Below are 14,039 nucleotides of genomic sequence, written 5' to 3'. Positions count from 1 at the left end.
AAAACAGCCGTACTCAGGGATCCGGGAAGTAAGCCCTTAAACTCCCCTTTTTAACCCGGTCAGCCCGCACCCCGAAGTCAACCAAATTGCGCACCCTTCAGGCTCATACCTGAATTGGAAAATACTGAGACGAATCGCGTAGACCGGAAGGCTGTTTTGCTCAAATTCAAAAGTCGGAGTCGATGAGGTTTCCAAACATTTCCCCAAGAGTGATCTTTTCCCCATTGCCACAACATAGCCGAGCGTCGAGGGCCATCACTTGTAGTGATAGAAGTTTAGCCAATCGGTGGCCTCGTTCATGATCGCGTGCCGCAACAAGCATGCAACAAAGACCTGAACCTCCATAGTTCACTATCATGTCAGGTTACTCTTTTGGCGAGCACACCCTTGAACTCCACTCCTGACGACGGCAAGTACCTTGCTGTAGCCCTGCAGCACCGGACCATCAGCGTCCGGGGCGCGCGCACGCACAACCTGAAAAACATCGACCTCGACATCCCGCGCAACCAGTTGGTGGTGATTACGGGTTTGAGCGGCTCGGGCAAGTCCAGCCTAGCGTTTGACACGCTGTACGCCGAAGGCCAGCGCCGCTATGTGGAAAGCCTGTCCACCTACGCGCGCCAATTCCTGCAACTGATGGACAAGCCCGATGTCGATGTGATCGAGGGCCTGAGCCCCGCCATTTCGATCGAGCAAAAAGCCACCAGTCACAACCCGCGCTCGACCGTGGGCACGGTGACCGAAATCCACGACTACTTGCGACTGCTGTTTGCCCGCGCCGGCACGCCCTATTGTCCGGAGCATCAGGTGCCGCTGCAGTCCCAAACCGTGAGTCAGATGGTGGATACGGTGCTGGCATTGCCGCCAGACACCCGGCTGATGATCGTCGCTCCCCTGGCAAGGGAGAAAAAAGGCGAGTTTCTGGAGGTGTTTGCCGACATGCAGGCCCAGGGCTATGTGCGTTTTCGCGTCAATGGAGAAGCGTTCGAGTTTGACCAGCTCCCGACACTCAAGAAAACCGAAAAGCACGACATCGATGTCGTCATTGACCGTATCAAGGTGCGCCATGCACCTGCCATCGACGCCGCTGAATCCGATGGGCTGTCGGCGGCAGGGCTGGCCGCACAGACCGACTTTGCTGCCCTCAAACAACGCCTGGCGGAGAGCTTTGAGGCCGCTCTGAGGCTCGCCGGCGGGCGTGCCGTTGTCATCGAAATCAATAGCGAGCAACCGTTGTCAGATTTGCGCTACAGGCCAAAGGAGTACTGGTTCAACGCCAAGTTTGCCTGCCCGGTGTGCAACTATTCGATTGCCGAGCTGGAGCCGCGCCTGTTTTCGTTCAATTCGCCGACCGGGGCCTGCCCAAGTTGCGACGGTCTGGGCCAGCAGGACTTTTTTGATCCGACCCGGGTGGTTGCCTTTCCCGGTTTGAGTCTGGCCAGCGGTGCCATCAAGGGCTGGGACCGTCGCAATGCGTATTACTTTGCCATGCTCGAAAGCCTGGCGTCACATTACAAATTTGACATCGAACAGGCGTTTGAAAGTTTGCCGGACCCGGTCCAGCACGCGGTGCTGCATGGTTCCGGCGAGCAGGAGATCAAGTTCAGCTACACGCTGGATTCAGGCAGCAGCGCTGGCAAACGCTTGAGCAAAAGGCATCCGTTTGAGGGCATCATTCCGAACATGCAGCGGCGCTACCGCGAGACCGACTCTTCCGTGGTGCGTGAAGATCTGGCCCGCTACCGCAGCACCCAGGCCTGCCCGGACTGTGGTGGCAGCCGCTTGCGGCGTGAGGCGCGTCACGTCAAAGTGGGTGAGGGTGCCCAGGCGCGGGCGATTTTTGAGCTCAGCCATCTGACCCTGGCAGAGTGTTTTGACTACTTTTCCGCTCTGCACATGGCAGGAGCCAAAGGCGACATTGCGGCCAAGGTGGTGCGAGAGATCAGTCTGAGGCTGAAATTCCTCAACGATGTGGGGCTGACCTACCTCAGCCTGGACCGCAGCGCCGAGACCCTCAGTGGCGGCGAGTCGCAGCGCATCCGCCTGGCCAGCCAGATTGGCTCGGGCCTTACCGGCGTGATGTATGTGCTCGATGAACCCAGCATTGGTCTGCACCAGCGCGACAACGACCGCCTGATCAGCACCTTGCAACATCTGCGTGACATTGGCAACAGCGTGCTGGTGGTTGAACACGACGAGGACATGATGCGTGCGGCCGACCATATCATCGACCTCGGGCCGGGGGCAGGCGTCCACGGCGGGCGCGTCATGGCACAAGGCACGTTCGAACAGGTCAAGGCCAACGCGGCATCCCTGACCGGACAATATCTGGCGCAGACCCTGAGCATCGGAGTGCCCGCAACCCGCACCGCATGGTTGCGCAGCGAAGTGGCGAAAACCGTCGAGAAACCCAAAACAGGCCGCCTTGCACCCAGCCCGGCTGCCGTCAGGCGTGCCGCACGCGAAGCCCTGCACCAAGCGACACAGGGCGAAGTACAAGCACTCAGGGTCATCGGTGCCAGCGGCAACAATCTGAAAAATGTTGATGTCGCTTTTCCGGTGGGCCTGTTCACCTGTGTCACTGGCGTGTCCGGCTCGGGCAAGTCGACGCTGGTCAATGACACCTTGTACAAAGCGGTGGCGCGCACCCTCTACCGCGCACATGACGAGCCAGCACAGCACCAGGGCATTGAAGGCATTGAGTATTTTGACAAGGTCATCAATGTAGACCAGTCCCCCATCGGTCGCACGCCGCGTTCCAATCCGGCAACCTACACCGGTCTGTTCACCCCGATTCGCGAGTTGATGGCGGAGGTGCCGACGGCACGGGAACGCGGTTATGGCCCGGGCCGCTTCTCGTTCAACGTCAGCCAGAGCAGCGGCGGCGGGCGCTGCGAAGCCTGCGAAGGCGATGGCGTGGTCAAGGTGGAGATGCATTTCTTGCCTGACGTCTATGTGCCTTGCGATGTGTGCGCCGGCAAACGTTACAACCGCGAGACCCTCGAGGTGCTGTACAAAGGCAAGAACATTGCGCAAATTCTGGATTTGACGGTGGAGTCGGCACACGAGTTTTTCAAGGCAGTGCCAGCCATCGAGCGCAAGTTGCACACCCTGTTGGATGTGGGGCTCTCCTACATCCGCCTCGGCCAGGCAGCCACCACCCTTTCTGGGGGCGAGGCACAGCGCGTCAAACTGGCGCTTGAGCTGTCCAAACGTGACACCGGACGCACGCTCTACATACTGGACGAACCCACCACCGGTCTGCATTTTGCCGACATCAAGCTGCTGCTGCAGGTGCTCCATCAGTTGCGTGATGCCGGCAACTCCATCGTCGTGATCGAGCACAACCTGGATGTGATCAAAACGGCAGACTGGCTGATTGACATGGGGCCAGAAGGCGGCAGTGGTGGGGGCAGGGTGGTGGGCGTCGGTACCCCTGAGGACCTGGCAGCCAATCCTGCCAGCCATACCGGGCGTTACCTGGCGCGATTGCTGCAAGCCAGCTGAAATCGACATCGAACCGGCCTTAGACTTGCGTCATGAAGAAGTTGCTGCGCGATTTGTCTTACCTGAGCGGTTTGCGAGACCGCCAGGCGATTGACTTGATGCTGGTCAAACTGGTGGCCCACAGCGCCTTGTGGCATTTCAGCTCGGTTCGGCTGTTGCGCGCTGTCGGCCCGCTGGACGACCAGCACTGGCTGACCCTGGGGCGGCTTGAGCCGCAGGGCCATGAGCCGGAGCGGGATCAATTCTGGTTTGATGTCAGTGCCCTGCCCAGGCTGGCAGATTTTGTGAGCCGTGAGGCCGCCATCGTGACCGAATCGGTGGTGCGAACGGGTGATGGCCCTTACACCACCATTTTTCCTATCGACACCCAGGTGACGGTGTGCAGTTTGCTCGAAGTCGAGTCTGAGCAGCCGGTTTCTCCCGACACCGAGGCGCTGATTGACAGTGTGCTCCATCTCTACGAAAACCTGCAGAGCCTGCTCGACTATGGCGAGCGCGACACCTTGACCGAGTTGCTCAATCGCAAAACCTTTGATGGTGCTTTCTTGCGTGCGGCCCAGGCACAGGAGCACGAGCCTGCGCTGACGCAGCCCGAGCGTCGTCTGCCGCAGACGCAGTCCGGCTACTGGCTGGCTGTGCTGGATATCGACCACTTCAAGCGGGTCAACGACAACTTCGGTCATTTGATTGGTGACGAGGTCTTGTTGCTGCTGGCGCGGCAAATGCAATCCAGCTTCCGCTACCACGATCAGTTGTACCGTTTTGGCGGAGAAGAGTTTGTGGTGCTGATGCGGTGCGCAAACTCAGGCGACGCTGCCGCGGCACTGGAGCGTTTTCGCCGTCAGATCGAATGCCATCCATTTCCGCAAGTGGGCAGCATCACCGTCAGCATCGGTTATGCGCCGCTGCGCGACAACGACACGCCCAGCGGGGCGTTTGACCGGGCCGACAAGGCTGTGTATTACGCCAAAAGCCACGGGCGCAACCAGCTATGCAGCTTCACGGCACTGGTGGAATCCGGTGAACTGCCAGAGTCGTCGGATGGGGCCGAAGAAGTTGACTTTTTCTAGGGACCTGGAGCCATGCATACACCGATCAATGAGCATCAATCAAGCAATGCCCGACGCAACAAGGTGGTCAGTGCCGAAGAGGCGGTGCGTCTGATCCACGATGGCGACACCGTTGCGACCGGCGGCTTTGTCGGCATCGGCTTTGCCGAAGCGATTGCGGTGGCACTTGAACAACGTTTTTTGCAGGCCCAAAACGAAACGGGTCAGGGCATGCCGCGCAACCTGACCCTGATTTACGCGGCAGGTCAAGGGGACGGCAAAACGCGTGGCCTCAACCACCTCGGTCATCCGGGTCTGGTCAAACGGGTGATCGGCGGACATTGGGGACTGGTTCCGGCGCTGCAGCAACTGGCCATCCAGAACCAGATTGAAGCCTACAACCTGCCGCAAGGGGTGATCACCCACCTGTTTCGTGATATCGCCGCTGGCAAGCCTGGCACCCTGACCCATGTTGGGCTCGACACCTTTGTCGACCCGTTGCATGGTGGCGGCAAGATCAACGCTTGCACCACCGCAGATCTGGTGCGACGCCTGCAGATTGACGGCAAGGACTACCTGTTCTATCAGGCAATGCCCATTCATGTCGGGATCATCCGAGCCACGACGGCGGACCCGGACGGCAACCTGAGCATGGAGCGCGAGGCACTCACGCTGGAGGCGCTGGCCATTGCCATGGCCGCCCGGAACAGCGGCGGCATTGTGATCGCCCAGGTGGAGCGCCTGGCCGAGCGCAACACGCTGAATCCGCGCCATGTCAAGGTGCCCGGCGTGCTGGTCGACGCGGTGGTGATTGCCACCGACCCCGCCCATCACATGCAGACCTTCAGTGAAGCCTATAACCCGGCCTATTCGGGTGAGATTCGCGTGCCGATGAGCCTGGTGGCACCGATGCCGCTGGGTGATCGCAAGGTGATCGCGCGGCGTGCCACACTGGAGCTCAAGCCCAACCATGTGGTCAATCTGGGCATCGGCATGCCCGAAGGTGTGGCTGCCGTGGCAGCAGAAGAAAACCTGTTTGAATTGGTCACACTCACAGCCGAGCCGGGCGTGATTGGTGGTGTGCCGGCGGGTGGCATGAGTTTTGGTGCCGCCATCAACGCCCAGGCCATCATTGATCAGCCCAACCAGTTTGATTTTTATGATGGGGGCGGACTGGATGTCGCCGTGCTGGGGCTGGCGCAGGCCGATGCCCAGGGCAACCTCAATGTCAGCAAGTTCGGTGGCCGCCTGTCGGGGGCTGGCGGGTTTATCAACATCAGCCAGAACGCCAAAAAGGTGGTGTTTGTGGGTACTTTTACCGCCGGTGACTTGCAGCTTGTGGTGGGACAGGGGTGCCTTGAAATTCTCCGCGAAGGCACGCAACGCAAGTTCGTGGCCGAAGTGGAGCACCGAACCTTCAGTGCGCGCGAGGCGATCAGGCGCGGGCAGGAGGTGCTCTACGTGACCGAGCGCTGCGTGTTCCGGCTGGTTGAGGTGCAGGGAACGCCGGCACTGGAGCTGATCGAGCTGGCGCCCGGCATCGACCTGCAACGCGACATTCTGGCTCAGATGGATTTCCTGCCCCAGGTCAGTCCGGTGCTCAAGGCCATGGAGTCAGCCCTGTTCGATGAGCGCCCCATGGGTCTGCGTGAACGCCTGCTGCAAACACCACTGTCGCAGCGGCTGGACCTGGACGTCGATCACCATGTGCTGTTCATCAACTTTGAAGGTCTGTCCATCCGGAACGAAGAAGACATCAACGCCATCGAGACCGAAGTGGGCAAACTTTTGCAGCCGCTGGCGCAACGGGTGTCGGTGGTGGTCAATTACGACAGCTTCACCATCCAGCCCCACTTGCTCGACTCCTACGCTGCGATGGTCGGGCGGCTCAAACAGCGCTACTACAGCCGGGTCACGCGCTACGGAACGGGTGGTTTTCTCAAGGCCCGGCTGGAGTCTTCGGGCAAATCGGCGGGCTGAACTTCGGGTCTTGAAATCAAAACGGTCTGCCCCTATGTCATTGGGGAAGTTGCCGGATGGGCCGGCGGCATTGAAGGAGACTCGTGATGTACAGAACTTACACCTCTGGCGACCTGTTGTCTGAACTCGGTCGCTTGCAACGTCAATTCCAGCGCTATTCCAATGCGGGCTCGAACATTCGGGGCTTTGGGCGTTCGGAGTTCCCGGCGATCAACATCGGTGGCACACCGGAATCGGTCGAGATTTATGCCTTTGCGCCTGGACTTGACCCGACCTCCATTGACGTGACGGTCGAGCGCGGCGTGCTGACGCTGTCGGGTGAGCGCAAGTCCGACATCAAACCGGACAGCAAGACCGAAGCCATTCACATCAATGAGCGCTTTATTGGCAAATTTCGCCGCGCCATCAGTCTGTCTGACGACGTCGATCCGGCTCAGGTCAGCGCCCGTTACAGCGACGGTATTCTGAGCATCAGCGTCAAACGGCGCGAATCCGCCCAGCGCCGCCAGATCGACATTCATTGAATCAAGGAGCCCATCATGTTTGAAAAAGAAACTTCCAACGGCCCGCAAACCGAAGCCGCGGAACAAACGCCGATGCTGCCCATGGTGGATGTGACTGAAGACGCCAGTGGCATCACACTCTACGCTGATCTGCCGGGGGTACAAAAAGACAAGCTCAGTGTCCGTGTGGAAGCTGACAGTCTGTCAATTGAAGGTGAAATCAGCCTGCCCTGGGTCAAGGACCTGCAGGTCAATCACATCGAGGTCCCGGTGCCGCGCTACGCACGCAGCTTCACGCTGGGCAAGGAACTGGACCGCGACAAAGTGTCAGCCGAGTTCAAGCAGGGTGTGCTCAGGTTGCACATTCCCAAGGTTGAACACGTCAAACCGCGCAAGATCGAAGTCGTGGTCGCCTGAGGCAACCCCGCCGCAGCAACGTCAGGCGCCGGTGCGCATGGTGAAGCTGCGGCTGAATACCCGACCGTCGATACTGCCACTCAGATTCACCTGATAGGTGGTATCGGGGGCCAGTACCCTGGTCGGAACCACAAAGGCCTCGTTCGCTTCGATCACCTGGTGCGGGTCATTGGCCTGGGTCAGCAGAGTGGCCGCCACCTCGGACCCGGCACCGTTCAGGTTCGCGCCATCCAGCTTGAGCACTTGCCCGGCATCCACTTTGAGGTAGATCGGCGGCCCCACCTGCTGGTTGCTGCCAGTCATGGCCGGAAACGGATTGGGTGTCTCGTTGGCCGGCACGAAACTCACCGGGATATTGCGGCTGCCTTCACAGGGGTAAGTGACCAGTTTGCCGTTGCCCAGATTCACGCGCGTGGTTTGGTAGCCGTTAAGAGAGCCAAACCGGTATTCCTCACGTCGGCTGTTGCCATCGACTGCGGTTCGGATATCGGTGCCAAACCCCACATCGGTGCCCTCGTACATGGCACCAATCAGGTGGTACACGGTGGTCATCAGACTCAGCATTGAGGCTTCACCCCGTTGTTGCAGCGTCGGAAAGGTCGGCGGGTTACGCACGTCATAACGCCAGACCGTGGCTTCCAGGATTTCCGCCACCTGTGATCCGTAACCCTGATACCTGGCCCGATCCCAAGGGTAATAACCGGTGTAGTAACTGTTGTTTCGATCGGTCTCGTAGTGGCTCAGCAAAGACTCACCGGTGCTCACGGCGGCGCTGGTGAGGTACTGGGCGTGCGCTTTCTCGGCCGCGTCAAGCTGGGTGCTTTGTTGCAGCGCACCAAAGCCACACAACACCCTGGCCTGTTGCAGCACATTCCAGGCACCCAACTCGGCGCTACCCGCGGCATAGCTGGCGCTGGGAATGCTGACCGCCGGGGCCGGCGTGGTGACAGCCGAAGACACGGGTGCAGGCGTGGATGACACCGGCGTCGGTGATTCTGACGAGCCGCCGCCACAAGCGCCGAGCAAAACGAGTAATCCAAGTGCTAAGAAACGGGTCTGCATAGGCCGGAGGGAGGTCTGAAAGTTGATGCCGGGCAGAGGATAGCTGTTTTCGCGATGGACAATCGGCGTGTCACACTTATTTACCTTTTTGGCATGACCTCCATCACATCCAGCACCCCTGTGTCGGCAGCGTTGAGCGCTGACGACTTTGATGAACTCGACCAGATTCTGGACGATCTGCGAAGTCGCGATGAAGAAACTCCGCAATGGGAATTTTGTGAAGGATTCTTGGCCGCTCTGGTGTGTTGTCGCCGCCTGATACTGCCGTCGGAGTATTTTCCGGCGCTTTTGAATCTGCAGCCGGACGATGCTCAGCCCTGGTCGCCTTTTGCGGATGAAGCACAGTACGAGCGGTTTTCTGCGTTATGGCTGCAGCGCTACGAAGAAGTCAAAGCGGCACTGTCGGCTGAAGTGGATCAGCTCGACGACGAAGCCGCTTATGCACCCGAAATCATGGACCTGGCCGGGGCCGTCGCCACTTTGACCCCCGAGCAACGTGCCGAACTCGGAGACGCGCCGATTCCGTCTTTTGCACAGATCTGGGCCATTGGGTTCATGTTTGTGGTGGAAACCTGGCCCGAGGAATGGCAGGCGCCGCGTGACCGCGAAGCCGCCAAGCTGCTCGATGCTGCGTTGCAATGCATCGTCGCCCTGACTGAAGACGACACCGCGACCCCCAGTACCTTGGGTGCCGACCCAGACGCGATGCCCTCCCTGAGTGAGCAGCGGCTCGACGATTACGCTGACGCCATGTGGGCGGTGTACGACCTGTATGACCTCTGGCGCCAGTTTGGCCCGCGGGTCGAGACCGTTTACGCCGACGCCAAGCCCGGGCGCAACGACCCCTGCTTTTGCGGCAGCGGCAAGAAATACAAGAAGTGCTGTGGTGCTGGCTAGACTGCTTTTATTTCCATAGCTGTCACTCTAGCTGGTTTATGCGCTGGATGACAAAATGGCTGGAAATTCAGGCGACAGACATGGTCACCACGGCAACACATCACCATCGAAGCTGAAGAACTGGCCGGTGTCGGCCAGGCGCAGACCGACGATCACCGCCAGCAGGTTTTGCGCTGCCTCTTGTGGGCTGCGCACCTGCAAGCCGGTTTTGGCGAACGGGCGCGACAGCGGGCTGTCGACCGTACCCGGGTGCAAACTCACGCAAATGGCACCCGGCGAGCGGCGCTGCAGTTCAATGGCTGCGGTACGCACCAGCTGATTCAGCGCGGCTTTGCTGGCGCGGTAGCTGTACCAGCCGCCCAGCCGGTTGTCACCAATGCTGCCAACTCTGGCTGAAAGCGTGGCAAATACCGATCGACCCTGGCGTGGCAGCAGCGGCAAGAGGTGCTTCATGAGCAGCGCGGGGCCAATCGCATTGACGGCAAAAGCCTCAGCCATCTGGGATGGGTCGATCTGTGACCAACTTTTTTCCGGTTGATGGGTCGGGCTGTGCAACATGCCGGTGGCGTCGATCACCAGTTTGAGTTCAAGCCGATCCTGAGCCAAGCGCTGTGCCACCCATAACGCCGCAGCAGAGACCGAACTTTCGTCGGCAAGCTGTAGAGCGGGTTGCGTTTGGCGCGACAAGGCCAAAACGTCGGCAAACCCGCCCGACTGGCGCAGTTCGGCGAGCAGGGCTGCGCCGATCGCTCCGTTGGCACCGATCACCAGCGCCAGCTTGCCCGGAGAGGGTCCGGCCTCGCTCATTTCGAGGCAGCTTCGCTCTTGGCCAGATACCGGGCCAGTGCCGTGTGGGTTTGCTGACGAACCTGGCGGTTGAAGAACGGGGTCCACCCCAGCACCCAACCACCCATCCCCAGCGCCTGGCGCGACCAGCGCCAAAAGTCAAACCGGTCGTGGTGGGTCGCAATCAGGCCTTGCGGTGTAAACGTGAAATCGGCCTCAATGATGTTGTGCACCTGACGGCGCGTCACGCTGAAACGGTAGTGCGCCTCCCAATGCACATGACCGCTGTCGGCGTCAGCGCGCACATCGCGAAAGTCAAGCCGCCAGTCTTCGCGGCCCTTGTCAAGTACGGCATCGCACAGCATGTGCCACATGCCGCTGACTTCACGGCGGGTGTCCAGCGAAAACGCCGGGTCGCGAAACTGCGCATCGGGTGCATAACACGCGGCCATGGTGTCGGCATCCAGCGCGGCAAAGGCGCTGTAAAACCGGTTCAGAGTGTGTTCGTTGGAGTGCATGGCGGGATCATAAACGTCTGCGTCTGCTTGCTCTGCAGCAACGGTATCCGGACCTGTTTAGCGCTGACAAAGTGTCGAGCCACCACCGTTGCGCGGCAAATACCGATTTGGCATACTGACTGCTGCAGCCTGTTCTACATGCCTGGAGGAAATCAATCAATGCGCTGTTTCACCTTACTGTCGATCCTGTTTTCCACCGCGACCACGCCAGCCTGGGGTGCCGCTGCTGCAGATTGTCCGTATGACGCTGACTATTTGTCACAGCAGATCGGCAAGAAGATGCAGGTGGTCACACAGATGAAGGGCTTGCTGGGTCCCGCCTGCGAGTATGCCGACGACAAGCGCGAGATCAAGATTTCGGTGGATGCCGGACCCAACCCTGCCCCATCGGCTGACATGTGGCGCAAGATGGCCAATCCACCGGGCACCCAATGGACCCGAGTCGCCCAAGACCCCGACATGGCTGTTTTGTTGGCGTCCTACCCGAATGGCGAGCCCTACCCCGCCTTGAGCTACGAACGCAAGGGCTGGTTGGTGCAAATCAACGTCATGGGTGTCAAAGGTGGTGTCGCCGTTGGCCAGTGGAACAACCGACTGTTGGGTCTCAAGCGCCTGCCACCCTGAGCCAACCCCTTGCCCAGGCTTGCCCGCAGGCAGCGAAACGCGGCCTCGTGGACAATCTTGCGCAAAAGGAGTGCCTGTCCAATGAATCGAATGACCGCAACGCCCGGCTTGCTGCTGGCTGCCCTGCTGTCGGCCTGTGCCCATATCATGCCACCCACCCAGGTGCCAAGCCAGGTCGCCCCCGCCTGGCAGGCGCCGCTGCCACACCAGGGCTCGGTGGCATCTCTGGCCGAATGGTGGCAGCGCCAGGGCGACCCGTTGCTGGCCGAGCTGATCTCGGCGGCGCAAGGTGTCAGCCCTTCGGTGGCGCAGGCGCAGGCGCGCATCGCATCGGCACGCGCCAACCAGGCCGCTGCCAACGCAGCGCTGCTGCCCAACCTCAGTGCCCAGGCCAGCGCCAGCCGGGGTGTCAGCCAGTCCGGTGTGCCTCTGGCCAGTACCGTGCAGGGCGGGCTGCAAGCCTCGTGGGAACTTGACCTGGTGGGTGCCAACCGGGCCGTCAGCCAGGCGGCGCAGTCGCAGGTCGAGGGCGCGCAGGCGCAGTGGCACGACGCGCGCGTGTCGGTGGCAGCTGAGGTCGCCAACCTGCTGTATAGCCAACGCCACTGCCAGCAGCAGTTGGCGGTGCTGGCGCGTGACGCCGGGTCGCGCCAGGAGACGGCACGTCTGAGTGCCATCAGCGCGCAGGCCGGTTTTGTGGCACCGTCGGTGGCGGCCATGGCACGTGCCAGCGCGTCAGAGGCCGCCAGCCGGGTCACGCAACAATCCAGCGCGTGCGCGCTCGATGTCAAAGGCTTGGTGGCCCTGACCGGTGTCCCTGAGCCTGATTTGATGAAAAAACTGGCTCTAGCGCATATCCCATATTCTCAGGCAGCACCGTTTTCAATAGCATCTTTGCCGGTTGATGTGATCTCGCAACGGCCCGATGTGTTTGCCGCCGAGCGCGACGTGGTTTTGGCCAGCGCGCAGGTGGGCAGCGCGAAAGCCCAGCAGTGGCCGCGTCTGAGCCTGAATGGCTCGATTGGCCGCTTGCGCGTCAGCACGGGGGGTGAAACCACCAGCCTGAGTACCTGGTCGTTTGGTCCGTTGGCATTGAGTCTGCCGCTGTTTGACGCCGGCCAGCGCGCCGCGCAGGTCACTGCGGCGCAGGCCAACTATCAGGCCACGGTGGTGGTGTATCAGGCGCGGGTGCGCCAGGCGGTGCGCGAGGTCGAAGAAGCGCTGATCACCCTGGCCGGCACGCAGGCCCGCGCCAGCGATGCCCAGGTCGCGACCCAGGGTTATGCGCAGGCGCTGGCAGCCACGCAAAACCGCTTTGACCAGGGCCTGGCCAGCCTGTTCGAGCTCGAAGACGCCCGGCGCAACGCGCTGGCGTCCGAGTCGTCGGTGCTGGCTTTGGCGTTGGAGCGCCAGCGCGCCTGGGTGGCCTTGTACCGAGCAGTGGGTGGCGGTTTTGCGCCTGACCTGGCTCGCAGTTGACTTCAAATTAACAGCAAGAGAGTTTTTCATGCGATCCATTCGACTTCAATCGGTGTCTCTGGCGGTGCTGGCAGCGTTGGCCCTGGGCGGCCTGGGCTTGTGGGGTCAACAGTCGGCGGCAGCCGATGCCAGCCCACCGGCAGCCGCTGGCAAACCCGCCCTGACCGTCACGCTGACCCAGGCACGTGTTGGCAGCCTGCCGATCAAGCTGGCTGCCAACGGCAGCATGGCCGCCTGGCAAGAGGCCATCGTCGGGGCAGAAGCCAACGGCCTGCGGGTGCAGGAATTGATGGCGGGCGTGGGCGATGCGGTGCAACGCGGCCAGGTGCTGGCCACTTTTGCGCCTGAGAGCGTGCAAGCCGATGTGGCGCTGGCGCGCGCCAGTTTGGCTGAGGCGCAGGCCAATGCACTGGATGCCAGTGCCAATGCCGAGCGCGCCCGCGCGGTGCAGGGCAGCGGCGCCTTGAGCGCGCAACAGGTCAACCAGTACCTGACGCAGGAGCTGACGGCACGCGCCCGCGTCGAGTCGGCCAAGGCGCAGCTCGATACCCAGTTGCTGCGGCTGAAGCACACCCAGGTGCTGGCGCCCGATGCTGGCATCGTCTCGGCGCGAAGCGCCACCGTGGGCGCGGTGCTGGGCGCGGGCGTGGAAATGTTTCGCCTGATTCGCCAGGGCCGGCTGGAGTGGCGTGCCGAACTCACCTCGGCCGAGCTGGGCCGCGTCAGCGTCGGCACCGGCGTGCTGGTGACTGCGCCGGGTGGCGCGCAACTCAAAGGCCGGGTGCGCATGGTGGCCCCCACCGTTGATGCGCAGAGCCGCAACGGGCTGGTGTATGTCGATTTGCCCCCCATGCCAGCCGGTGCCAAGGCCGGGGCTTTCAAGCCGGGCATGTTTGCGCGCGGCGAGTTTGAGCTGGGCCAGTCGAGCGCGCTGACCGTGGTGCAAAGCGCGGTGCTGGTACGCGAGGGCTTCAGCTTTGTCATGCGCGTCGGCGCGGACCAGCGCGTGACCCAGCTCAAGGTGCAAACCGGGCGGGTGCTGGGCGATCAGGTTGAGATCCTCTCTGGCATCAAGCCAGACGACCGGCTGGTCGCCAGTGGCGCGAGTTTCTTGAGCGACGGCGATCTGGTGCGCGTGGTCGATGCAGCGGCACCGATTTCCAAAGAAAAAAGCACTGCAGCGCAGGTGCTACCTGCGCCAGCAGCTAGTAAATAAG

12 protein-coding genes are annotated in these 14,039 nt (G+C 61.3%); 9 read left to right on the top strand and 3 right to left on the bottom strand.

Annotated elements, in window-relative coordinates:
* Positions 1-387: 387 nt before the first annotated feature.
* The 5 genes from uvrA (at position 388) to KBF66_RS10935 (ending at position 7,456) form a co-directional block, all read left to right on the top strand.
* Positions 388-3,507, top strand: coding sequence for an excinuclease ABC subunit UvrA (gene uvrA / locus KBF66_RS10955; RefSeq protein ID WP_296656336.1), 3,120 nt, complete (start codon positions 388-390; stop codon positions 3,505-3,507).
* Between the two features lie 32 nt (positions 3,508-3,539).
* The gene (locus KBF66_RS10950) at positions 3,540-4,577 is read left to right on the top strand and encodes a GGDEF domain-containing protein (RefSeq protein ID WP_296656334.1); all 1,038 of its coding nucleotides are present in this window, start codon (positions 3,540-3,542) and stop codon (positions 4,575-4,577) included.
* A gap of 12 nt (positions 4,578-4,589) precedes the next feature.
* Complete coding sequence (locus tag KBF66_RS10945; RefSeq protein ID WP_296656332.1) at positions 4,590-6,536, top strand: acyl CoA:acetate/3-ketoacid CoA transferase; 1,947 nt, start codon at positions 4,590-4,592, stop codon at positions 6,534-6,536.
* An 86-nt stretch (positions 6,537-6,622) separates the two neighbouring features.
* A complete protein-coding gene (locus KBF66_RS10940) occupies positions 6,623-7,060 on the top strand; it encodes an Hsp20/alpha crystallin family protein (RefSeq protein ID WP_296656329.1) in 438 nt (145 codons plus the stop codon).
* A 15-nt stretch (positions 7,061-7,075) separates the two neighbouring features.
* Positions 7,076-7,456, top strand: coding sequence for an Hsp20/alpha crystallin family protein (locus KBF66_RS10935; protein ID WP_296656327.1), 381 nt, complete (start codon positions 7,076-7,078; stop codon positions 7,454-7,456).
* A 21-nt stretch (positions 7,457-7,477) separates the two neighbouring features.
* On the opposite strand, the gene KBF66_RS10930 is transcribed toward KBF66_RS10935, so the two are convergent.
* Positions 7,478-8,416, bottom strand: a complete 939-nt coding sequence (locus KBF66_RS10930; RefSeq protein ID WP_296656323.1) for a hypothetical protein — start codon at positions 8,414-8,416, stop codon at positions 7,478-7,480.
* Positions 8,417-8,611: 195 nt separating this feature from the next.
* Between KBF66_RS10930 and KBF66_RS10925 the strand changes: the two genes are divergently transcribed.
* Positions 8,612-9,415, top strand: a complete 804-nt coding sequence (locus KBF66_RS10925) for a UPF0149 family protein (RefSeq protein ID WP_296656320.1) — start codon at positions 8,612-8,614, stop codon at positions 9,413-9,415.
* A gap of 84 nt (positions 9,416-9,499) precedes the next feature.
* Here KBF66_RS10925 and KBF66_RS10920 read toward each other — a convergent pair whose 3' ends face one another.
* Both KBF66_RS10920 and KBF66_RS10915 read right to left on the bottom strand, forming a co-directional pair.
* Positions 9,500-10,222 (bottom strand): SDR family NAD(P)-dependent oxidoreductase, encoded by a 723-nt coding sequence (locus KBF66_RS10920; RefSeq protein ID WP_296656317.1) that lies wholly within the window; start codon positions 10,220-10,222, stop codon positions 9,500-9,502.
* Positions 10,219-10,719 carry a nuclear transport factor 2 family protein gene (locus KBF66_RS10915; protein ID WP_296656315.1) on the bottom strand — a complete coding sequence of 167 codons (501 nt, stop codon included), beginning with the start codon at positions 10,717-10,719 and terminating at the stop codon, positions 10,219-10,221. The genes KBF66_RS10920 and KBF66_RS10915 overlap by 4 nt, the downstream gene beginning before the upstream one ends.
* 159 nt (positions 10,720-10,878) lie before the next feature.
* Here KBF66_RS10915 and KBF66_RS10910 point away from each other — a divergent pair, with 159 nt between their 5' ends.
* The 3 genes from KBF66_RS10910 (at position 10,879) to KBF66_RS10900 (ending at position 14,038) form a co-directional block, all read left to right on the top strand.
* Positions 10,879-11,343 carry a hypothetical protein gene (locus KBF66_RS10910; protein WP_296656313.1) on the top strand — a complete coding sequence of 155 codons (465 nt, stop codon included), beginning with the start codon at positions 10,879-10,881 and terminating at the stop codon, positions 11,341-11,343.
* Positions 11,344-11,424: 81 nt separating this feature from the next.
* Entirely contained in the window at positions 11,425-12,822 is a 1,398-nt protein-coding gene (locus KBF66_RS10905; protein WP_296656311.1) for an efflux transporter outer membrane subunit, read from the top strand.
* 28 nt (positions 12,823-12,850) lie between these two features.
* A complete protein-coding gene (locus KBF66_RS10900; protein ID WP_296656309.1) occupies positions 12,851-14,038 on the top strand; it encodes an efflux RND transporter periplasmic adaptor subunit in 1,188 nt (395 codons plus the stop codon).
* The last annotated feature ends 1 nt before the right edge of the window (position 14,039 follow it).

The sequence above is a fragment of the Rhodoferax sp. genome (assembly GCF_018063565.1).
Taxonomy (GTDB): Bacteria; Pseudomonadota; Gammaproteobacteria; order Burkholderiales; family Burkholderiaceae_C; genus Rhodoferax.
The sequence above is the reverse complement of the archived record's forward strand: the minus strand, read 5'-3'. Positions and strand labels throughout refer to the sequence as shown.

Coding starts and splice junctions, on each gene's coding strand:
- KBF66_RS10920 (WP_296656317.1), bottom strand. CDS start 10,222: ATGAGCGAGGCCGGACCCTCTCCGGGCAAGCTGGCGCTGGTGATCGGT.
- KBF66_RS10935 (WP_296656327.1), top strand. CDS start 7,076: ATGTTTGAAAAAGAAACTTCCAACGGCCCGCAAACCGAAGCCGCGGAA.
- KBF66_RS10945 (WP_296656332.1), top strand. CDS start 4,590: ATGCATACACCGATCAATGAGCATCAATCAAGCAATGCCCGACGCAAC.
- KBF66_RS10950 (WP_296656334.1), top strand. CDS start 3,540: ATGAAGAAGTTGCTGCGCGATTTGTCTTACCTGAGCGGTTTGCGAGAC.
- KBF66_RS10900 (WP_296656309.1), top strand. CDS start 12,851: ATGCGATCCATTCGACTTCAATCGGTGTCTCTGGCGGTGCTGGCAGCG.
- KBF66_RS10940 (WP_296656329.1), top strand. CDS start 6,623: ATGTACAGAACTTACACCTCTGGCGACCTGTTGTCTGAACTCGGTCGC.
- KBF66_RS10915 (WP_296656315.1), bottom strand. CDS start 10,719: ATGCACTCCAACGAACACACTCTGAACCGGTTTTACAGCGCCTTTGCC.
- KBF66_RS10910 (WP_296656313.1), top strand. CDS start 10,879: ATGCGCTGTTTCACCTTACTGTCGATCCTGTTTTCCACCGCGACCACG.
- KBF66_RS10925 (WP_296656320.1), top strand. CDS start 8,612: ATGACCTCCATCACATCCAGCACCCCTGTGTCGGCAGCGTTGAGCGCT.
- KBF66_RS10905 (WP_296656311.1), top strand. CDS start 11,425: ATGAATCGAATGACCGCAACGCCCGGCTTGCTGCTGGCTGCCCTGCTG.